This window comes from Streptomyces sp. NPDC087263, from assembly GCF_044744645.1.
Taxonomy (GTDB): Bacteria; Actinomycetota; Actinomycetes; order Streptomycetales; family Streptomycetaceae; genus Streptomyces.
In genome coordinates, this window is the sequence record NZ_JBIUYT010000003.1 from 499,797 (window position 1) to 520,154 (window position 20,358).

The 20,358-nt window shown below is 69.8% G+C and carries 21 protein-coding genes; 7 read left to right on the forward strand and 14 right to left on the reverse strand.

What is annotated here, in order from left to right; all coding sequences use genetic code 11:
* The first annotated feature begins 108 nt into the window (after positions 1-108).
* The 3 genes from ACIPC1_RS11610 to ACIPC1_RS11620 are packed head-to-tail and all read left to right on the forward strand — an operon-like array spanning position 109 to position 1,646.
* Positions 109-1,074, forward strand: a complete 966-nt coding sequence (locus ACIPC1_RS11610) for an LLM class F420-dependent oxidoreductase (RefSeq protein WP_402515689.1) — start codon at positions 109-111, stop codon at positions 1,072-1,074.
* A gap of 30 nt (positions 1,075-1,104) precedes the next feature.
* Positions 1,105-1,527, forward strand: coding sequence for a hypothetical protein (locus tag ACIPC1_RS11615; protein ID WP_384384630.1), 423 nt, complete (start codon positions 1,105-1,107; stop codon positions 1,525-1,527).
* Entirely contained in the window at positions 1,524-1,646 is a 123-nt protein-coding gene (locus tag ACIPC1_RS11620; RefSeq protein WP_402515691.1) for a hypothetical protein, read from the forward strand. The genes ACIPC1_RS11615 and ACIPC1_RS11620 overlap by 4 nt, the downstream gene beginning before the upstream one ends.
* Positions 1,647-1,665: 19 nt before the next feature.
* Here the strand turns inward: ACIPC1_RS11620 and ligA are convergent, their stop codons facing one another.
* The 5 genes from ligA to ACIPC1_RS11645 form a co-directional block, all read right to left on the reverse strand.
* On the reverse strand, positions 1,666-3,747 hold the full coding sequence (ligA, locus tag ACIPC1_RS11625; RefSeq protein WP_402515692.1) for an NAD-dependent DNA ligase LigA: 2,082 nt from the start codon (positions 3,745-3,747) through the stop codon (positions 1,666-1,668).
* A 62-nt stretch (positions 3,748-3,809) separates the two neighbouring features.
* Complete coding sequence (locus ACIPC1_RS11630) at positions 3,810-4,457, reverse strand: response regulator (RefSeq protein ID WP_402515693.1); 648 nt, start codon at positions 4,455-4,457, stop codon at positions 3,810-3,812.
* Positions 4,454-5,701 carry a sensor histidine kinase gene (locus ACIPC1_RS11635; protein ID WP_402515694.1) on the reverse strand — a complete coding sequence of 416 codons (1,248 nt, stop codon included), beginning with the start codon at positions 5,699-5,701 and terminating at the stop codon, positions 4,454-4,456. Before ACIPC1_RS11635 ends, ACIPC1_RS11630 begins: the two co-directional genes overlap by 4 nt.
* A gap of 135 nt (positions 5,702-5,836) precedes the next feature.
* On the reverse strand, positions 5,837-6,973 hold the full coding sequence (locus ACIPC1_RS11640) for an ABC transporter substrate-binding protein (protein WP_402515696.1): 1,137 nt from the start codon (positions 6,971-6,973) through the stop codon (positions 5,837-5,839).
* A gap of 252 nt (positions 6,974-7,225) precedes the next feature.
* The gene (locus ACIPC1_RS11645) at positions 7,226-8,875 is read right to left on the reverse strand and encodes an alkaline phosphatase D family protein (RefSeq protein ID WP_402515697.1); all 1,650 of its coding nucleotides are present in this window, start codon (positions 8,873-8,875) and stop codon (positions 7,226-7,228) included.
* An 83-nt stretch (positions 8,876-8,958) separates the two neighbouring features.
* Here ACIPC1_RS11645 and ACIPC1_RS11650 point away from each other — a divergent pair, with 83 nt between their 5' ends.
* On the forward strand, positions 8,959-9,792 hold the full coding sequence (locus tag ACIPC1_RS11650; protein WP_402515699.1) for a GNAT family N-acetyltransferase: 834 nt from the start codon (positions 8,959-8,961) through the stop codon (positions 9,790-9,792).
* 132 nt (positions 9,793-9,924) lie between these two features.
* On the opposite strand, the gene ACIPC1_RS11655 is transcribed toward ACIPC1_RS11650, so the two are convergent.
* From ACIPC1_RS11655 to ACIPC1_RS11665, 3 genes are all read right to left on the reverse strand, one after another.
* On the reverse strand, positions 9,925-10,308 hold the full coding sequence (locus ACIPC1_RS11655; RefSeq protein ID WP_402515701.1) for a TraR/DksA family transcriptional regulator: 384 nt from the start codon (positions 10,306-10,308) through the stop codon (positions 9,925-9,927).
* A gap of 177 nt (positions 10,309-10,485) precedes the next feature.
* Complete coding sequence (locus ACIPC1_RS11660) at positions 10,486-10,620, reverse strand: hypothetical protein (protein ID WP_402516327.1); 135 nt, start codon at positions 10,618-10,620, stop codon at positions 10,486-10,488.
* A gap of 140 nt (positions 10,621-10,760) precedes the next feature.
* Positions 10,761-12,653, reverse strand: a complete 1,893-nt coding sequence (locus ACIPC1_RS11665) for a helix-turn-helix domain-containing protein (RefSeq protein WP_402515704.1) — start codon at positions 12,651-12,653, stop codon at positions 10,761-10,763.
* Between the two features lie 167 nt (positions 12,654-12,820).
* On the opposite strand from ACIPC1_RS11665, the gene ACIPC1_RS11670 reads away from it, so the two are divergent.
* On the forward strand, positions 12,821-14,296 hold the full coding sequence (locus ACIPC1_RS11670; RefSeq protein ID WP_402515707.1) for a short-chain fatty acid transporter: 1,476 nt from the start codon (positions 12,821-12,823) through the stop codon (positions 14,294-14,296).
* Positions 14,297-14,644: 348 nt separating this feature from the next.
* Positions 14,645-15,052, forward strand: coding sequence for a DUF3662 domain-containing protein (locus ACIPC1_RS11675; protein WP_384384606.1), 408 nt, complete (start codon positions 14,645-14,647; stop codon positions 15,050-15,052).
* 607 nt (positions 15,053-15,659) lie between these two features.
* Here ACIPC1_RS11675 and ACIPC1_RS11680 read toward each other — a convergent pair.
* From ACIPC1_RS11680 to ACIPC1_RS11700, 5 genes are all read right to left on the reverse strand, one after another.
* Positions 15,660-15,917, reverse strand: coding sequence for a DUF4235 domain-containing protein (locus ACIPC1_RS11680; protein ID WP_402515709.1), 258 nt, complete (start codon positions 15,915-15,917; stop codon positions 15,660-15,662).
* Positions 15,914-16,402: a DUF3618 domain-containing protein gene (locus ACIPC1_RS11685; protein ID WP_402515711.1), complete on the reverse strand. Its 489-nt coding sequence runs from the start codon at positions 16,400-16,402 to the stop codon at positions 15,914-15,916. Before ACIPC1_RS11685 ends, ACIPC1_RS11680 begins: the two co-directional genes overlap by 4 nt.
* A complete protein-coding gene (locus ACIPC1_RS11690; protein ID WP_402515713.1) occupies positions 16,399-16,818 on the reverse strand; it encodes a phage holin family protein in 420 nt (139 codons plus the stop codon). The genes ACIPC1_RS11685 and ACIPC1_RS11690 overlap by 4 nt, the downstream gene beginning before the upstream one ends.
* A 100-nt stretch (positions 16,819-16,918) precedes the next feature.
* Complete coding sequence (locus ACIPC1_RS11695) at positions 16,919-18,049, reverse strand: YihY/virulence factor BrkB family protein (RefSeq protein WP_402515714.1); 1,131 nt, start codon at positions 18,047-18,049, stop codon at positions 16,919-16,921.
* Between the two features lie 139 nt (positions 18,050-18,188).
* Positions 18,189-18,365, reverse strand: coding sequence for a hypothetical protein (locus ACIPC1_RS11700; RefSeq protein ID WP_384384592.1), 177 nt, complete (start codon positions 18,363-18,365; stop codon positions 18,189-18,191).
* Positions 18,366-18,602: 237 nt separating this feature from the next.
* On the opposite strand from ACIPC1_RS11700, the gene ACIPC1_RS11705 reads away from it, so the two are divergent.
* Positions 18,603-19,550 carry a DUF5829 family protein gene (locus tag ACIPC1_RS11705; RefSeq protein ID WP_402515716.1) on the forward strand — a complete coding sequence of 316 codons (948 nt, stop codon included), beginning with the start codon at positions 18,603-18,605 and terminating at the stop codon, positions 19,548-19,550.
* A 139-nt stretch (positions 19,551-19,689) separates the two neighbouring features.
* Here ACIPC1_RS11705 and ACIPC1_RS11710 read toward each other — a convergent pair whose 3' ends face one another.
* Entirely contained in the window at positions 19,690-20,298 is a 609-nt protein-coding gene (locus ACIPC1_RS11710; protein ID WP_402515718.1) for a TetR family transcriptional regulator, read from the reverse strand.
* Between the last annotated feature and the right edge of the window lie 60 nt (positions 20,299-20,358).

The window sequence follows — 20,358 nt, forward strand, 5'->3', positions numbered from 1 at the left end:
CCATTGTGGCAGGCGGGGCCCGTGTGCCGACGGCCAGGCACCGGTCGAGGAGCAGACGCTCCGGTTCGGTGATGTTTCAGGAGGGGCGGAATCGGCAACCCGCTCACTATGGTGCAAATCGGCTACACGATGATGACCGAGCAGACCGGCCCCCGGGCCCTCGTGGAGGACCTGGTAGCCGCGGAACGGGCAGGCTTCGACTTCTCCGTCATCTCCGACCACTACTTCCCCTGGCTTGCGTCCCAGGGCCACGCTCCCTACGCGTGGAGTGTGCTCGGCGCGGCGGCGCAGGCCACCGAGCGGATCCCGCTGATGACCTACGTGACCTGTCCGACCGTCCGCTATCACCCGGCCGTGATCGCGCAGAAGGCCGCGACCATGCAGCAGCTCTCCGAGGGGCGATTCCGGCTCGGGCTCGGGTCCGGAGAGAACCTCAACGAACATGTGGTGGGTGCGGGCTGGCCCTCTCCGCGGATTCGCATCGAGATGCTCGAAGAGGCGGTGGAAATCATCAGGGCACTGTTCGCCGGGGGCAACGTCAACCACCAGGGCGCCCACTTCGACGTGGCGAACGCCCGGCTCTGGGACCTGCCGGACGAGCTGCCGCCCATCGGCGTGGCCGTCTCCGGCGAACTCTCCTGCTCGCTCGCCGGCCGACTCGCGGACCTGGTCATCGCCACCGAGCCCAAGCCCGACCTGCTCGACTCCTTCGACCGGCACGGCGGAAGCGGCAAGCCTCGTGTGGGCCAGCTCCCCGTCTGCTACGACACCGACCGGGACGCGGCCGTCGCTCGCGCGCACGACCAGTTCCGCTGGTCCGTCGGGGGCTGGCCGGTGAACTCCGAGCTCCCGGGTCCTTCGGGATTCGCCGGGGCGACCGAGTACGTCACTCCGCAGGACGTGGCGCAGACGATCCCCTGCGGTGACGATGTCGACCTCTTCGTCAAAGCGGTACGCCCTTATGCGGAAGCCGGATTCACCGAGATCGCCCTCGTCCAAGTGGGCGGCGACCAGCAACTCCCCTTCATCGCCTGGGCCGAGAAGGAGCTCCTGCCCGCACTGCGCGAACTGTGACCGACGAAGACACTGGAGAGACCGGACACCATGAGCGACAACGAAACCTCGTCAGTCAAATCCTCCGGCGACCCGACCGCCGCGGAGGCCTCGTCCCCCGATCTGGTGCAGGTGGTGCTGGGCGCCTGTTCGGCTGCCGACGCGGACACCGTGTTCCGGGCGCTGGGTTCCCGCTTCGCCTCCGATCGCGGCGACGACACACCGGCGCAGCTCACCGACACCCACCCCGATACATGGACCAGCGCCTTTCTCGTACCGCACGGAGCCGCGCCGCTGTCCGGGACGATCCTGGCGGGGGCCGTCACCGTAGACCTCCAGGGAGGTCCCGTGGCCGTCGGCCGGTTGCGCGAGACTCTCGCCTCCGGCTTCGCCGTCGAGGCGACCGGATCGGCCTCCGGCGACCAGGAGGTGGATCTCCAGCTCCGGCTGACGGGCGCCGGCAACACGGCGTGACGAGGACAGACTCCAAGCCCGGGGTGGACCCCAAGCCCGGGGTGGACCCCAAGCCCGAGGTGGACCCCAAGCCCGAGGTGGACCCCAAGCCCGGGGAAGCGCTCGCTCGCAAGGCGTGAGGCGCGTCGCAACCCGGGATCAGTCGAAGAAGTCGGCGACGACGGCGGCGAATTCGTCGGGGTCGGCCAGTCGGATGCCGAGGGTCTCGGCCTTGGCCCGCTTGGAGCCCGCGTTGTCTCCGGCGACGACCAGGCTGGTCTTCTTGGAGACGCTGGAGGAGGAGCGGCCGCCGGCGCGCTCGATCAGCTCGTTCATCTGGTTGCGGCTGAGCTTCTCCAGCGCGCCGGTCATCGCACCGGTGACGACGACCGTCATCCCGGCCAGCGGTCCGCCCGACGGCTCGGCGGAGGCGCTCTCCGCGTCGGCGGCGACAGGGACGGGCGGCGTGGCGCCGGGCTCGGTCATGTTCACCCCGGCCGCGACGAGCTTCTCGATGAGCGGGGCGAGTTCGGTGAGCTCGGCGACGATGGTCGGCGCCTTCTCGGTGCCGATGCCCTCGACCTGCTCCATCGTGTCGGCGTCGGCGGCCCGGACGTTGTCCATGGTGGCGAAATACCGGGCGATCCGACGGGACATGGAGCGGCCGGTCCCACGGACACCCAGCGCGCACAGCACCCGCGACAGCGGCCGCGTCCGCGCCGTGCCGATCGCGGTGAGGAGATTGTCGGTGCTGGTCTCGCCCATCCGCTCCAGGGTCAGCAACTGCTCACGGGTGAGAGCGAACAGGTCGGCCAGGTCGGCGACCAGGCCCGCTTCGACGAGCTGGACGACGCGGGTCGTGCCGAGGCCCTCGATGTCGAGCTGGTCACGGCCGACGGCGTAGGAGAGGGAGGCGACCAGATGGCAGTTGCGGCCGTTCGCACAGCGCCAGCGCTGTTCACTGCTGTCGATGCCGGAACCGCACCGCGGACACACCTCGGGGAAGACGATGGGCCGTTCCTCGCCGGTACGCAGATGGGCGACGGGGGCTTCTACGCGAGGGATGACGTCGCCGGCCCGGTGGACCATGACGTGGTCGCCCAGGTGGAGGTCGCGGCGGGTGATGTCCGCGGGGTTGTGCAGGGTGGCGTAGGTGATGGTGGCGCCGTCGATCTCGACGGGTTCCAGCACCGCGCGCGGGGCGATGATGCCGGTGCGACCCACGTTCCACTCCACCGCCAGCAGTCGGGTGATCTTCTCCACGGCGGGCAGCTTGTAGGCGATCGCCCAGCGCGGGGCGCGTGAACCGGATCCGGCGGCCTGCTGGTCGGCCGCGAGATCGGCCTTGATGACGATCCCGTCGATCCCGAACGGCAGCTCGGCGCGCAGCGCCGCGATCTCCTGGACCCGGGCCAGCACCTGCTCAACCGAGTCGGCGGTGGTGCCGGGCACGGCGGTGGTGGCGGTGGTGTTCACCCCGAATCCGGCCGCCTGCGCCATGAGCTCGCTGTGCGCGAACTCGCCCAGCCGTGTCGCGAGCACCTCCTCGGTGTCGGGCAGCGGCAGCAGACCGTAGCCGAAGAACGTCATCGGCACGGTGTAGGCACGGTCCTTGGCGCGCAAGGTACCCGCCGAGGCACCGCGCGGATTGGCGAACGGCTGCCCACCGTGCGCGGTACGCACCTCGGTGGCGTGCTCGAACTGTGCCGTGGTCATCAGGACTTCGCCGCGCACCTCCACCGTGACCGGCTCGGCCAGCTCATCCGGCAGGCCCTCGATGGTGCCGATCGCGTGCGAGACGTCCTCCCCGGCCGTCCCGTCACCGCGTGTGATCAGCCTGGTCAGGCGGCCGCGGGTGTAGCGGGCCGCGATCGCGAGTCCGTCCAGCTTGGGCTCGACACTGAACCGGCCGACGTCATGGCCGATCCGCCGGGCCAGTGACGCCGTCCAGGTGGCGAACTCCTCCGCGGAGAACACGTTGTCCAGGCTCAGCATCGCCACCGTGTGCGGCACATCCCCCTCCACGGCGCCGCTGGCGACCTTCCCGCTCGGCGAGCCCGGCAGCACCTGATCGGGATGGTCGGCCTCCCACGCCGCGATGCCACGCACCAGCCGGTCGTAGGCGTCGTCGTCCAGTACCGAGGTGCCGCCCGTGTAGTAGCCGGCCGAAGCCTTCACCGCGTCCTCGACCGCCTGCGCGTAGGCGGCGGCATCCACGATCACAGCAGCTGGTGATGTCATGCCAGTCATCTTGCCCGCCACCACTGACAACGCCCCGGCACGCGGGCCGGGCCCCGCGCACGTCAGGTGAGTTCGAGAAGCCCCCTGCGTACGGCTTCCGAGACGGCGGCCGGTCTGTTGGCGACCTCGAGTTTGCGGTAGATGCGGACGAGGTGGGTCTTGACCGTGGCCTCGCTGAGGAACAGTGCCTCGGCGATGGCACGGTTGCTGCGGCCCTCCGCCATCAGGCGGACGACCTCGATCTCGCGCCGGCTCAACTCATGGTCCGGACCGACCACTTGGCCGACGAGCGCAGCGATGATCTCCGGAGCCAGCCCCACGGAACCCGTGGCCGCCGTGCGGACCGCCCGGAACAACTCCTCGGGCGCCCCGGCCTTGGGCACGTAACCCCGGGCGCCCGCCTCCAACGCGCGGACGACATCGGCCCGTCCGGCATAGCTGGTGAGCATCACCGCCGCCACCTTCGGCGCCTCGACGGCGAGCCGTCGGATGGCCTCGACGCCGTCCATCCCGCTCCCCGAGCCCCCGAAGCGAAGATCCATCAGCACGACGTCCGGCATCAACCGCGCGGTCAGCCGGACAGCTTCCTCAGCGCTGCCGGCCTCGGCGATCACCTCGAGGTCCGGTTCGCCGTCCACGAGGGCGCGCAGCCCGGCCCGTACGACGGCATGATCGTCCGCGATGAGCACGCGCAGCGGTTCCGCGGTCATCCGGCGGTCACCGGGGGCGGGGGCGCCACCGACTGGAGGCGGGGCCGTACGGACACCGTGGCCCGGATCGTGGTCCCCCCGCCTTGCGCGCTGCTGACGTGAAGGTCACCGCCGTACTCGCGCAGGCGTGCCCGGGCGGCGGGGAGACCGAATCCGCGGCCCGTCCGCGAGTCGGTCAGGAGGATCCAGGCCGGGTCGAAGCCGACTCCGTCGTCGGACACCTCGAGGTCCACCTGGTCCGGCTGATGGCGGAGCGTGAGGAGTACGTGCACCGCGTGGGCGTGCTCGCGTACGTTCGCGAGCGAGCTCTGTGCGACACGGAACAGGGCCACGGCCGCGTGCTCCTCGAGGACCGGCTGGTGCTCTCCCACCGACCGGAACCGCACATGAGCCGCGGTCCCGCCCGCCTCGGAACGGGCGCACAGCAGACGCAGCGCGCCCTCCAGGCCGGTCTCGGCGACGTCGGAGGGGGTCAGGTCCCGGAGGATCCGCCGGGTCTCGGCGAGGTTGGTGTCGAGGCCGTCGGCCACGGCACGGACGCGGGTCCGCGCCACGTCCGGCCGCTTCTCCCAGTCACGCTCGGCGGCCTGCAGCAGCATCAGACTGCCGGACAGATCCTGGGCCAGCGTGTCGTGCAGATCGCGGGCGATACGGGTCCGCTCGGCCAGCACACCGGCCTGGCGTTGCTGCCTCGCCAAAGTGTCGCGGGTGTCGCGCAGTTCCTCGACCAGGCGCTGGCGGACCGCAGCGTCCCGCTGCTGGGCGCGGTACATGGCAACGGTTCCCCAGACGGCCGCCACGGGGATCAGCACGAGCTCCCCGCCGAACGGACCACGGGAACGGATCAGCGCCAGAACGAGTACGACGGTGATCGCGGCGACCGCCGCCAGCGCGGAGCGGCTGCCGAGCACACGCAGTGCCGCACAGGCGAGCGGGACGGCACACCACACGTAGTCCGGCGTCAACGGCACCGGAGCGATCCAGATGAGGAGGATCCACAGTGCGAGGAGCAACGGAATCCAGAAACCCCGCCCCAGCCGACCGAGCCGGTCCAGCAACGCCAGCCCACCCGCGTACACCACTGCCAGCAGCACGCTGACGGTCACTATGTGCCAGCACAACGGGGAGTTGAGGCGGGTGAGCCGTACGAGGGAGGCGCCGACCACGAGGAAGAACGCGAAGTGTGACAGGTGCGCCAGGGTGGGGCGACCGCCACGAACGGTCGGCGGAACGCAGTCGGGCACGGCAGATTCCCTCCGGCGGGCCAATCCCTTCGGCCCGGCCAGTGAGTCTATCGGCGGTTTGTATGACTCACGTGAAGGGTGGGGCTGTTGGTCCGTCCGGTCCGCGCCCGGACGGACCAACAGCCCCAACTGACGCTAGGCGCCCGGGTGCAGGCCCAGCCAGCCCGGTGTGGCGTCGCCCGTGACCTCGCCGAAGTACAGGGCGAAGGTCTGCTTGAGGCGTTCGACCTCAGCGCGGTCGGCCATGAACTGGGGGAAGTCGAGGTACACGTCCGGGTACTCCCAGAGGGGCTTCATGCCCGCCGGAGGCGTCACGTCGGTGCGTACCGACCAGCCGTTGGAGGTGGTCTGCTGCCGGGCGGTCGAGAGCTGCCAGTTCAGATAGAGCTTGGCGGCGGTCGGGTTCTTCGCCTGCTTGAGGATCGCGGCCCGCTGGCCCCACGCGATGAAGGGGTGGCCGTCGGGGACGATCAGCTTCGTCGGAGAGGTGGCGGACTGGAGCGGCGAGCCGCCCACGCCGACGGCGATCGTCCTCTGCCCGGCGACGACAGCGTCCACCGCCAGGCCACCCCGCAGGTACTGGTTGTCCTGGGCGGCGTACGCGGCCACCCAGTCCCAGCCGTACTTCTCGACGTACTTCGTGAAGAGGTAGAGGGTCGCGTCGTCGTCGTGCGGGTAACGCGACGCGATCTTGCCCTTCCACTTCGGGTCGATCAGGTCGAGCGGGGTCGTGGGGGCGTCCGACCCGGCCGCGGCGATGTTGTAGACGAAACTGAAGGCGTTCGCCTGGACCGCGACGCAGGAGCCGTTCTGCTCCTTGAAACCGTCGTAGACCTTGGAGAAACCGGCCGGCTTGTAGCGCAGCAGACGGCCCTCCTCGTCCCAGCGCGTGAAGTCCTGCAGTGTCTGGAGCTGTACGACGTCGGGGACGAGGGTGTCGGTCGCGAACTGATTGTCGACGCGGGCGTCGTGGAACTTGCTGTAGTCGACGATCAGCGTCAGCTCGATACCGGGGAAGCGGCTGCGGAAGGCCTGCCTGGTGGCTTCCTGCTGTGCCTGGAAGTCCCCGCCGGCATAGATGACGAGTTTGCCGTCCTCCGCCAGTGCGGCCTCGTAGAGCTCGTCGAGCGTCCTGGTCTCCTCGGCGCCGGTGGCGGACCGTGACGCGGCGGGCGAGGCCGCGGCGGCGGGGGCCGTGGTGGCACCGAGCGCTCCGAGACCGAGGGCGGTACCGGTGGCGAGCACACGTCGCCTGCTGATGAAGCTGGACACGCTGAAGCACCTCTCTGCGGGGGGTGAGGTCGTACGGGCCACGGCGCCATGGTCAGGAGTGATTCTGCTGCCGCCGAGACGCACCGCGCGTCGCCCGTACGGAGCGGCCGACCGGCGGAAGGTGGAAGCCGCGTTCAACCCAACGGTTGAACGACCGCGGTGACAGCGGGCGGAGAGCGCCCCTCGGCTCCTGGGGCGCTCTCCGTCGGACTGCCGCCGCGGCTGCTGTACGGCTCCTGCGGCTCCGGTGGATCACACGGCGGTGAGCCCCGGTTCGCCTGCCGTTACGGCCCAGGAAGCGGTGGTGCTGACCGGCGACCGGCGGACCGCGATGCTGTCGACGGTCCGGGCGTCGGTGGTCCACTGCTGTCGGCCGATGTCGAGCCGCAGGTATCCGCGGCGCGAGCCGTCGAAGTAGCGGACGTGCGGATTCAGGAGCGGGTTGTAGGCCTTGAGCGGCGCGTCGAAGGCGATGGGGAAGTCGGAACTGATGCTGGTCGCGGTGAACTCGACCGCGACCGGGTCGCTGTCCAGGTCGTCGCGGTCGATCCGCAGATCGCTGAACCACGACGAGTGGATGTCCCCGGCGAGCACGACAGGGTTGGCCACCTGCGCGTCCCGCAGGAAGCGCAGGAAGCGGGCGCGGGCCGGGTCGTATCCGTCCCACTGGTCGAGGTTGGCGATGGGCGGCAACGGGTGTGTCGGGTCAAGGAAGTTGGGGAATCTGATCTGGCTCATCATGACCTGCTGGGCGATGACGTTCCAGCGCGCGGGGGAGCGCCGCAGCCCCTGGCTCAGCCATTTCTCCTGCGCCACGCCGGTGAGGGTCCCGTCGGTGTTGCCCAGGCCGGCCGCGATGCTGCCGAAGTCGGTGGAGAAGCCGCCGGGCTGGTCGGTGCGGTACTGGCGGGTGTCGAGGACGTTCAGCCGGAGCAGGTCGCCGAAGTCGAAGCGGCGGTAGAGCCGGTAGTCCGAGGAACCGTTGACGAATCTGCGCCGCAGCGGCATGTGCTCGTAGTACGCCTGATAGGCGGCCGAGCGCTGGCGGGCGAGGGCGGCGGGGTCCTGATGGCGTGCGCCGGTGTCGTCGATCTCGTCGACGAGGCCGGCGTAGTTGTTCTCCACCTCGTGGTCGTCCCAGGTGACGATCCAGGGAAAGGCGGCATGGGCCGCCTGCAGGGCGGGATCGGTCTTGTACTGCGCGTGCCGGCCACGGTAGTCGGCGAGGGTGACCAACTGGTCGAGTCCGGAGGCCTGCGGGGCGGTGTGCAACCGGTCCGCGTAGGCGCTGCTCGGGTCGTACTCGTAGATGTAGTCGCCGACGTGCAGGACCACATCGAGGTCCTCCTCGGCCAGCGCGGTGTACGCGGGCCAGTAACCGTTCTGCCAGTCCTGGCAGTTGACCAGCCCGATCCGCAGCCCGTCGGGGCGCGAGCCGGGCGCGGGGGCGGTACGGGTCCGGGCGGCCGGCCCGATCTGACGGCCCGTACGGAACCGGAACCAGTAGTCGCGACCCGGCGCCAGGCCGCGTACCTCCGCGTGGACGCTGTGCGCGTGCGCGGGTTCCGCGGTCTCGCTGCCGCGCCGGACGACCCTTCGGAACCGCTCGTCAGTGGCGATCTCCCACTCCACGCGCACCGGGCGGGTCCCCATGGACGCGGCGTCGTAGGGGTCGGCGACCAGCCGGGTCCACAGGACGACCCCGTCCGGCAGCGGGTCGCCGCTGGCCACACCGAGCTTGAAGGGATCCTGGTGCACCGGCTCCGCGTGGGCGGTTCGGATGTTCAGCGCCTGTGCGCCCGCCACGACGGCGGAACCGACCAGCAGGCCGCGCCGGCTCAGGGCGGCTTGCCGGGGCCGGGGTCTGGCAGGGGACGAGGAAGGTTCGTTCGTGGGTGACACCACAGGCCTCCGTATGCCGATGCATGGGCTGAGCCAAGGACCGGGGTGAGCCAAGCACACTGTGATTGACCCGCCAAGAACAAGTGGCGATTTACGAGAGGGAGTTGGGCACGGCGGCCCCCGTTCGCACGGGCGCGGCACTGTCCTGGGCCGAGTCGGCGCGAACGGCTCCGGGAGGCGCGTCCCCGACCGCGACCGCGACCGCGCGTCGGGCCTGTGACGGCCTTCGGCTGCTACTTGGTGCGGTCGACGTGGTCAACAGCGGCATCTCCGGCTCGGCCCGGCACGAGGCGAGGGGCACGTCACGTCTCGCCGCGCTGTCGGCGGGCTCGTGCGTGAAGCAGCGAGACAGGCGGGTAGGTTCGCCCGTCATGCGGCACTTCGGCCCGGACATCCTCACTGTCGCCGACGAGCTCACTGAGGCATACGTCGAGATCTTCACCGCCCCGCCCTGGGAGCACCGGGACCCGGAGACGACCCGGGCGGCGTTCGGCGAACGGCTGAGGACGGATGCGCGCCGCCCCGGTTTCCGCGCCATCCTGGCCATCTCGGACGACGGCAAGGTGGGCGGCTTCGTCAGGGGCTGGACCACCGAGGCCCCGTTCCGTACCGACCGTGTCTACGGAAAGGTGACCAGGCGACTCGGTGCAGACCGGGTGAACGAGTTCCTGGTCGGAGCGTTCGAGATCGACGAGCTGGGGGTACGGCCAAACGCCCGCGGCAGCGGTCTGGGGCGCCGACGGCTGTACGCCCTCACCGCCACCGCCACCGCCACCGCGCCCGGCGGCAGGGCGTGGTTGCTGACCTGGAACCAGGCGCACGACACGCTCGCGTTCCACCGCCGCGTCGGCTGGTGGGAGCCCGACCCTGTACCGGGCGACGAGGCGGACATCGTCGTGTTCCTGGCGCCGGGCTGATCTCGGGGTTCACCTGCGGTGACAAGTGTCCGTGGGGCCTGTTGCGCGACCGCCGCGACCTGTGACTGCCGCGATGTCGCGCTGTTGCCGCGGTAAGCGGAGACGGTAAGCGGAGACGGTCAGCGCAGAGGGTCAACGGAGACGCCCCGCGGCGCAGGGCACGCAGGTGGTCGCCGCCGGGCGCACCTCCAGCCGCTCCGCCGGGATAGGCTCGCCACATCGCTCGCACCGCCCGTAGGCGCCTCTCTCCAGCCGTTCCAGAGCCCGGTCCAGCTCAGCCAGGTGGTCGGAGGCCTGTGCCAGCAACGAGGCGACATGGGCCCGCTCGAAGGCTGTGCTCGACCCCTCCGGGTCGTGCTCGTCGTCGACCGCCACCAAGGCATTCGCCTCGACGATTGCGTCGAAGTCACGACTCAATGCCGCGATCCGCGCGCTCGTACTGGCGCGTTCGACCGCCAACCGCCGGAAAACGGAACCGCGGTCGATTGGCGGAAAGGCGGGGGACGAATCGCTCATCGGCGGCACAACATCAGCGCCCTGGTTCGTATTCCGCACACCGAACGCTCGGGCCGCTCGGAAGGTGCTCACGGCCTGTGACGCACGGATTCTCGCGGGTGGCCCCTGGTCCTGGTTCTGGTGGCCGTGTGAAGGTCAACCGCCGAACAGAACGGACCGACTCCACTCCGACGGACGTCAGTGTCGCCCGCGGAGTTTGCCCAGCAGTCGCTGGGCCTGGGACCGGCGCCGCGGATCGGCGGAGGCGCGACGGACCTGCTCGATGGTTCGGCGGCCCTGCGGGCTCCTGGTGAACTGCTTGATCTTGTCCATGAAACCAGGCATAACTCTCCTCCTGTCACGAGGCGGTTGAAACGGATCGGTGCACAGCCCGTATACCCCGCTGCCGCGAGGAAAGCCCACGTCCTGCGAGGTGAGACGAACGAGTCTCGCCGACCCGCATCGGAGGCCCGTCAGCCGGCGAGAACGCGGCGCAGTTGCAGGGCCAGGTGGGTTTCCAGGGCGCGCTGTGGGGTGTTCCATCCCTCGCCGAGCACCTGTCCGACGCGCTCCAGACGCTGGGTGACGGTGTTGACATGCACGTGCAGGTCCGCGCTGGTGCGCGTCAGGCTCTGCCCGTGCTCGAAGTACGAGTCGACCGTGTGCAGCAGGCTCGTGCCTCGCCGTTCGTCGTAGGTGATCAAGGGGCCGAGGAGGCGGTTGACGAAACCGTGGGCGTCGGCGTGCCGGCCGAGGACGAGGCCCAGGAAGCCGAGGTCGGTCATGGCGGCGGCCGAGCCACCGCGGCCGAGGGCCTGCAGGGTGCCGAGGCACCGCAGCGCCTCTGTGTACGCCTCGGGCGCGTCCGTGCCGGAGAGCGCGCCGCCCGCCCCGACGGTCACCGGCCGCGCGAGCGCGGTGCGCAGTTCGGACGCGACATCACGGGCGACGGCGGAGGCGTCTTCGCCCGGGACGAGGAGCACGATACGACCCTCATGGCGGCCGGCCAGGCCGCGGCGGGCCTTCGCCCACGCGCCGGCGGCGCTCGCGATTCGCTCCGCGGGGACGGCGTCGCAGGCGGTTACGGCGACCACATGCGGCTCGTCGAGATCGGTGCCGAGCCGGCGGGCCCGTTCCTGAACGGCGAAATAGTCGCCGTGGCGTTGTGTGAGCAGATCGGTGAGCAGTTCACCGCGCACCCGCTCCTCGGCCTGTGCGAGCGAGGAACGGAACAGCAGAAGGAGCGCGGTCACCAGAACCCCGCGTTCGAGGATCACCCCGTCCGTGGCGTCGAGTTCGCCCGCACCGGAGATCAGCAGAGCACCCAGAAGTTGCTGATCGGCCGCCACCGCGGCGACCGTGCAGGGACCGCAGGTCACATTGTGTCCCTCGGAATGCGAGCGGGCCATCGCGTCGGCCAGGGTCGGCTCGTCGGGGAAGCCCTCAGCCGGAGGCGTCGCGCCGGTCCGGCTCAGCGGACGCGCGTCGGGCCCCACCACGACCACGGAGCCGCCCAGCACGTCGGCGACCGCACGGGCGATGTCGTCGACACCGCCACCTCGTACGGCGAGATCGGTGAACCGCTCATAGGCCGCCGCGGCGCGCTCGACGGACGCGCTGCGGGCCTCGACCTTCCGGTTGGCGGTGTTGAGCTCTTCCAGGGCGGTCCGCGTCTCCTGGAGCAGACGAGCGTTGTCCAGGGCGACGGCCGCGTGCGCGGCGAGGGAGCTCAGCAGGTTGACCTCGTCGCGCGCGAAGCGGCGCTCGCTGCGGTCGGCCGCGTACAGAACTCCGATGACGTTCCCGCGGAGGCGCAGCGGCACGCCGAGGATGGCGACCAACCCCTCTTCGGTCACTGCTTCATCGATCGCCCGCGTGTGCTGGAACCGGGCGTCGCCCAGGTAGCTGCTGCTGAAGTAGGGCGACGCGGTCTGCACCACGAGGCCGCCGAGTCCCGCTCCCAGGGGCATCAGCAGCTGCTGGAACTTCGCTGACACCGATCCGTTCGTCTCGCGCATGTACGCGTGGCCGCGCACCGGGTCGTACAGGGCGAGGTAGGCGGTGTCGGTGTCGAGCAGTTTGCGAGCCCGGCGCACGATCGCCTCCAGCACAGCGTCGACGTCACGCAGCGCCACGAGGTCGCCGACCGTCTCGTACAGGGCGGAGAGTTCGGCCTCCCGGCGGCGGCTCCTGTCCAGTGCCGCCCGCACCCGCAGCGCCAGGAGCTTCGACTGCTCCAGCTCGGCGAGGGCCTCGGCGCTCGCCCCGCTCGCTCGGGCGGCGATGAGCGGCTCCTCGAACTCGGCTGAAGGGGCGTTTCGCGCGAGGAACTCCAGGAACGTCCGGTCGCTGTCCTCCAAGGTCACAACGCCGACCGTACTTGCTCACGTGCGGCACGGGAAGGCGATGACCCACATGAAGCCCCGCAGGGCTGTGTGGTTCATCTACATTGCCTTTCGACCAGGTGGGATTGAAGATCATCGACACCGTATACCTGGGCGACCCAGCCCTCACGCCTACAGGAGGACACGCGATGGCAACGGCGCCCCCGCAGGATTCGGAACGGACAACGCGCCGGGAGAACTGGCTGGCGCGCATGGCACTGCGCTTCACCGCCTTCACGGAGAAGTGGCTGCCCGACGCGCTGGGCTTCGTACTGGTGGGCACCTTCGCGGTCTTCGCACTCGGTCTCGCGACCGGCGAGAAACTCCTCGGCGCACCCTCCGATCCGGCGGCGACGACGGGTTACGGCCTTGTCGACGCGTGGGGTCAGGGATTCTGGTCGCTGATCACCTTCACCCTGCAGATGGCGATGATCATTATCGCCGGGTACGCGGTAGCGGTGTCGCCACCGGTCGGCCGGCTGATCGCCAGGGTCGCGCGGGTGCCCCGTACGCCGCGCGGCGCGATCGCGTTCACCGCGGCCGTCGCGATGGTGAGTTCATATCTGAACTGGGCGTTCAGTCTCATCTTCACCGCCATCCTCGCCAAGGAGATCGCGCGCCGGGTCACGGGCGTCGACTACCGGGCGCTCGGCGCGATGGCCTTCCTCGGCCTCGGAACCGTATGGGCCCAGGGACTGTCCGGATCGGCGGCGCTCCAGGTGGCCAGCGCCGCGTCCAGTCCGCCCGCGGTCCAGGAGGTCATCGCGGAGGGCCGGGGCAGTGGCCTCATCCCCCTGACGGAGACCATCTTCCTCTGGCAGGGCATCGTGGCCACGGCGATCATCTTCGTCATCGCCGTCGGAACGGCCTGGCTCCTGTCGCCCTCACCGGAGCGCGCGAAGACCGCCGAACAACTGGGCATCGACCTGGGACCCAGTGTCGGCGAGGAACGCTCGCAGCTGCGCCGCAGCCGGCCCGGAGAGTGGATCGAGTACAGCCCCGTCTTCGCGATCCTGCTGTTCGCGCTCGGTGCCTGGTACCTGGCCCGGCACTTCGCCCAAGCGGAGGGCAGCGCTCTAAACGCCCTCGACCTCAACACGATCAACCTCATCCTCATCCTGCTCGCGCTCATCCTGCACTGGCGGCCCGTACGCCTCGCGCAGGCCGTCAAGGACGGAACGCCGGCGGCCTCCGGTGTCCTGCTCCAATTCCCTCTGTACGGCGGCATCTTCGGGATGATCGCGTTCACCGGGCTGAGCAAGACCATCGCCGGCTGGCTGGTGTCGGTGTCGAACCAGTTCTTCTACCCGGCGTTCATCGCCGTCTACAGCTGCATTCTCGGCGTCTTCGTCCCCAGTGGCGGCAGCAAGTGGGTCATCGAGGCGCCCTACGTGCTCGACGCGGCCAACCAACTCCAGGTGAACCAGGGCTGGGTGGTCGTCGTCTACGACCTCGGTGAGGCCAGCGCCAACCTGCTCCAGCCCTTCTGGATGCTGCCCACACTCACCATCCTGGGGCTCAAGGCACGCGACATCATGGGCTACACCTTCGCCATGTTCCTGGTCTGCTTCCCCGTCGTACTGATCCTCGTCACCCTCCTCGCCCGCACTCTCCCGTTTCCCTGAAGACCAGGGCCTGAGCAACTCACTACCCAGGCCCCACCGGACATCGGCCGGATGCCTCGCCTTCGTCAAGGCGATTCGGGGAGCGGGGTGTTGAGGGGAGCGATCGGAAAGTTCAGGGCGCGGAGTGACCGGCAGGCGCGAGGGATCACGCCGGTGGGTCCGTTCGGCCGTGCGCGCGAGGTTGCGGCCCGCCCTACGGCAGCGGCGGGCGGCGGCCCCGGGTCGGCCGGGCGGTCCGTTCCGGATCCCTGGGTGGCGAGGACGCGTCGACCTCCGGAGTCAGGGCACCCGCGGGGGATGAGGCGAAGAGAACGACAGGAACGAGCAAGCGGGCGAGACGCGGCAGGCGTGAGCACACTCACCGGCCTGGAACGAGCGCTGGAGCGCTTCGGACAGCGGATGCTCGGGCAGATCCGGGACAAGGAACCGGTCGAGCTCCTCGATGCCCTGCGTCGGGAGTGCGACGACCACGCCATCGTGTGCAGCGAGAGCCGCGTTGTCGTCCCCAACGCCTACGACGTCGAACTGGCCGAGTTCGCCCACGAGGAACTGGAGCGCAACGGTGACGACCGCATCGACCAGGTACTCACCGACACCCTGGCCCGGCACGGCGAACGCAAGGGCTACGAATGGGCCGGCCCGCTCGCCGTGCATGTCACCAAGTCCCGCCACGTCCCCAACGGCCGGTACCGCGTGGCGAGTCGAGTGATGCCGCACGTACGGGCCGACGCGTTCCTGCCGCCTGCCCGAGCGTAGGCGGCGGCCCTGCGGGTGGCGTGACGGTGCCGCGGGGGCCTTGCCTACTCTCCTCGGTGTCGCCAGTACCAGACGGCACAGATCAAGGCAGCCACCAGAAAGGTGACCGGCAGGATCAGGCCGGGAACGCGGGCGACCGTCACAGGGCGGCCTCGACGGGAGATGAGCCGCGTGAAGACGTGGTCTCGGCCATGGTCGTCTTTCTCTTCGGTGGTCTTTCTCTACGCGATGCCGGAACGGGTCGGTCGGCCGTGCAGGACCGGCCGGATGTCGTAGCGGATGGTGCGCGGGCACGCTCGCCTTGAGCAGGTGGCCCGCCACACGGGATCAAGCCAGATCCTGATAGTGACCTCAGGCTCGGCCTTCTGGCCAGCCCTCGGGCAATCGGAGGTCTGTGCTGGTGGTCGGGGGCACTCTGCTCCGTGTCCGCGGCGGGTCGGGCGCGGACACGGGTTGCAGCTCCTGCGGGTAGGTCTTCCCGCAGGACCGGGGTGCGGTGAGCAGGCCGGCGCCGCCCGGTACGCCGGCCTGCGGCCTCTCCCCAACACCCCGGCGTGTGTTGGCTGAATGGTCAATGGTCGACACGGGACGCAGCGATGGCGGCGGGTCAGGTTGCGGTCAGGCGGCGGGTCGTGGCCGCGCCGGAGCGGTCGACGGCGGCCCTGACGACCGCGAAGGTGGCGCCCTGGAGGGCTGCGGCGAGCAGAACCTGCCGCCAGGGGCGGTCGAGGTCCGTGGTGGCGTCCGCGTTCTCGTCGTGGCCGAGCAGCCGCCAGGTCTGGTTGAACGCGGCGCCGGCCAGCAAGCTGCCGACCGCGCCGAGCGCCAGGCCGACAGGCTTGTAGAGGAACTTGGAGGCTTTCACCGGTGCCCCTTGCGCACACGGCGCGCCTTGCGGGAACGGCGCGCGAGCAGCAGGACGACGGCGGTGCCCGCGCCGGCCAGCAGCGCAGTGCGGTTGTCCCGTGCCATCTGCGCCGTCCGGTCGGCCCTCTCGCGGACCGGCTGCGGGGCCCTGTCGTGCGCGAGATGCCCGGCCTCGGTGACCTTCTCCCGGATCTGTACGGCTGCACGGCCGGCCTTGTCGCGTACGGGCTCGGGGGTCTTGTCCTTCACCAACTGCGCGGCGTGGGCGGCCGTGGCACGTACCTGAGCAGAGACCTGAGCGGCCTTCTGGCCTGCCTGCTCCCTGGCCTCGGCGGCAGTCTCCATGGCGCGGCCCTTGACGTCGGTCTTGGCGGCCAGGGCTTCGACGGTCTGCCCCAACTCCTCGCGGGTGTGCTCGACCTGCTCGCGCAGCTCGTCGGGCGTGGGCACGTGGCGGCTGTCCTCGGGCTTGTGCTGGGTCATCGGTGAGCCTTCTCCCTGATCTCGGCCGCGTCGGCCTTGACGCTGCCTATGGTCTGCTCGGGCACGGGCGGGGTCGCCCTGCTGATCTGCCGCTTGGCGGTCACGGCGAGAGCCACGGCGATCACGGCCAGGGCAGCGGTGACGATCAGAGCCGAGGCCCACACCGGCAGCGTCAGCGCCAGGGCGGCGATCACGGTGGCGGCCAGGGCCTGCAGAGCCAGCGCGCCGACCAGCCCGGCGCCGCCGAACAGCCCGCTGCCGAGGCCGAATTGCCTGCCTTTCCGCGCCATCTCCGCCTGCGCCAGCCGCATTTCGTCGCGCACCAGCTGCGACAACTGCTGCGAGGCGCGCTGGACCAGCTCGCCCACCGGTTGCTCGGTGTCGCTCCGGTTGCCTTGGGGGTTGACCGTGGCCATGGCAGTTCACCCTCTCTCTTCGCCGTCGTAGTGGTCGTGTTGGTGCCGGGTACCCGGTGAAGCGATCCGAACCCTCGCCGTCATGTGCCGGACGGGGTTACTACTGCTCCCGGAGACGCCGCTTGTCCCGCTCGTCCCACTTCCGCGTGTCGCGTGCCTCGACGTAGGGCTCGGCCTCGACGGGAAGGCCGCCGACGACGGCGCGTTCGCGGGCCAACTCGGCGTCGAATTCCAGGCCCAGGAGGATCGCCAGATTGGAGATCCACAGCCAGAGCAGGAAGACGACGACTCCGGCGAAGGTGCCGTAGGTCTTGTTGTACGAGGCGAACGTCGCCACGTAGAACGCGAACCCGGCGGAGGCGATCATCCAGATCAGCAGCGCGAGGAAGCTGCCCGGAGTGATCCAACGGAAGCCGCGGACACGGGCGTTGGGCGTCGCCCAGTAGAGGATCGCGATCATGATGGTGGCCAGCACCAGCAGCACCGGCCACTTGGCGATGGACCACACGTCCAAAGCGGTGCCGCCGATCCCGAACGCGGCGCCGGCCTGCCGGGCCAGAGCGCCGGTGAAGACGACGATCAGCGCACTGGCGACCGCCAGGACCATCAGCACAACGGTGAGACCCACGCGGACCGGCAGTACCTTCCAGACCGGCCGTCCTTCGGGAATGTCGTAGACGACGTTCGAGGTGCGGATGAACGCGGCCACATATCCGGACGCCGACCACATCGCCAGCGTCAGACCCACGATCGCCATCACCGAGCCGGTGTCCGCGTTGCCCTGCAACTGCTGCACCGCGCTCGTGATCACATCACGGGCTGAGCCCGGGGTGAGTTGGGTGAGGTTGTCGAGAACGCTGTCCGTCACCGACCTGCCGGCCAGTCCCAACAGCGAGACCAGTACCAGCAGTGCGGGAAACAGCGACAGTACTCCGTAGTAGGTCAGCGCCGCGGCGCGGTCCGTCAGTTCGTCCTCCTTGAACTCGCCGATCGTCCGCCGCAACACCGCCCACCACGACTTCTTCGGCATCTCCGAAGGAGTGTCCGGAGCATCCCGCTCCACGTCCGCGTCCGGACCGAAGCCCTCGTTGGGCACGAGGTCGCCCGACGAGGTCTGCCCGGGGCCGTCGCTCCCGCCACGCGTCGCAGGATCCTCGGGTGTGTGGTGCGGGGGCTCCCCGTCGTGCCGATCCGAGGTGCGCCGGTGTCCGAAACCGCGAAGGCGTGTCATGCACGACGGGTGACCCGGTATTCGCGTCCCACACCGCCCCGGCTCTGTCTGCGTGTACGACGACAGTCGGTCGGCGCAAGTGGCTGAGCGCCGGCACCCCGAAACGGTGCCGGCGCTCAGCCACTGAGCCGCGATTCCATCAGCGTCTGCGGGCCCGGCTCGCCCAGCCACTGCCGATCCCCGCCACGTGCAGTGCCAGCAGGGTGAGGCCGAGGAGCATGACATTCCCGGACGAGAATGTGTCGTTCGTGTCGATCTCGGCAGCGTTGATCAAAAAGGCGATGAAGAACAGCACCGCCGCGGCAATACCAAGCATGGAACAGCTCCCCTGATTCGTCATGTCGTCGTGGTGCGTTACGTGTTCCCCCGAATCCCGCCGCCAGACCCGCAACTCCGAACCGGGCAACGCACGTTCGCGTGTCCGCTACAGCGAGGCGGCTGCCGGCCGGTCGGTGAGAGGCCGATGAGGCAGGGATGCCTGCGAGCGTCGGTTTCGAGTCGTCATCCTCGAATCGACAGTGCCCGTGATTCTCTCCGTTCTACGATCCCCCGCATGCTGCTGAGCCGGATGTTGCGGATGCTCATGGTCATCGCTGTGGCCCTCGCCGTCGCCCTCACGGGGGTGGTGGAAGGTGGCGTGAGTGTGGCGCGGGCCGAGGGGAGCCGGCAGTTGCCCGACCGGCAGCTGCTGTTCTACAACCACGCCTACGGAGTGCTCGACCGGGAGACCGCCGATGCCATCGAACACTCCGAATACCTGAGGGAGTTCGCCAACTTCCAGGTGCGCACCACGACCGGTGCCGGCGGGCAGACCTGGACCGGTCGCTATCTCATGGGCCGCGAGACGTACGTCGAACTCTTCGGGGTCGGCGATCTGCCCGGTCAGGACGGCGCGTTCGGCTCCACGGGGATGGGCATCTCGACCGAGCGTGCCGGCGACCTCGTCACGGTGACGGAACGGGTGCGGGACCAGGGGGTCACCCCGGTCGAGTTCCGCCAGACGCGCGACTTCGGTGACGGTGTCCCGGTCCCGTGGTTCGACGCCATCCTTACGACCGACCAGTACGACGCCTTCGGGGCCTGGGCGATGGAGTACCTGCCGGAATACTTCGCCGATCCGCGCAGCAAGACCGAGCCGGCCGACTACCCCGGTGACATGGGCAGGGAGCGCTACCTGTCCGACGACTACAGCAGCCATCTGATGCGTGACGTGACCTCCATCCGCCTCGCGGTCACCGAACGGGACGTCGCCAGCACGGTGCCGTTGCTGCGGGCCGGCGGGTTCGTCGTCAGGTCTACGGCAGGCGGTGGCGTCGTCGCGCTGGGCGGCGGGACCACGATCCGCCTCGACGCCGTTGCGCGCGACCAGGTCGGCCTGCGGCAGATCGGCCTGTCACTCAACCGCTCCGTGGGGTACCGGCATCAGGAACAGATCGGCCGGTCGACGCTGGCCGTCGGCCCGGGCACCCGTGCCGTCTGGACTTTCGACGACACGGAGTGAGCCAGACGGTCGGGAGTCCCAGGAGCGCCGAACGGTGCGGACCAGGGGAAGGTGTCCGAAAGGAGGGGGCAGGCCGGCGCCCCTTCCCATCGGGCCGCGGCGCCGCGCCCAGGTTCTGACCGAACAGGTGTGAGCGATCTCAGTCGAGGGCGTGCTCGCGGCCGGTCCGCAGGATTTCGGTGGAGAGGCCGGGCTGGACCTGGTGGACGGCGCGGGCAAGCGTCATCGCGCCGACCAGCTCGCTGAGCAGCCGGATGGCGCGCTGCCGGGCCTCGACCGGATCGGGCCGCTCCCCGTTCTCCTCGGCTTCGCGCATGATCTCGGCGGTGAAGCCGGTCAGGTAACCCTCGACACCTTCGGCGTACGCGCTCTGTACGCCTTCGCTCTGTCGTCCGGCGTCGGTGACCAGGGAGGCGGAGGGGCAGCCGCCGTCCACGGCGTCGCGGTGGCCGGCGGACAGGTACCCGGCGACGACCCGCTCAAGCGGTGAACCGGCCTGGCCGGGGCCTTCCTCGATCGTCCGGGCCAGCCCTCCCAATGAAGCGTCGAAGGCGGCGTTGCACACCTCCACCGCCAGGTCGTTCTTGGACGCGAAGTGGTTGTAGAAGCCGCCGTGGGTGAGCCCCGCTTCCTTCATCAGTTCGGCGATCCCGACCGCGTCGATGCCCTGCGAGCGGAACATACGGCTCGCCGCTTCGACGATGTTCTGCCGGTTGCGGGCCTTGTCTTCCTTGGTGATCCGCGGCATGACCGTCCTTTCTCCTCACCCTCGGCTTGACCTTTTCGATGATGCTCCTCATCATAGTTG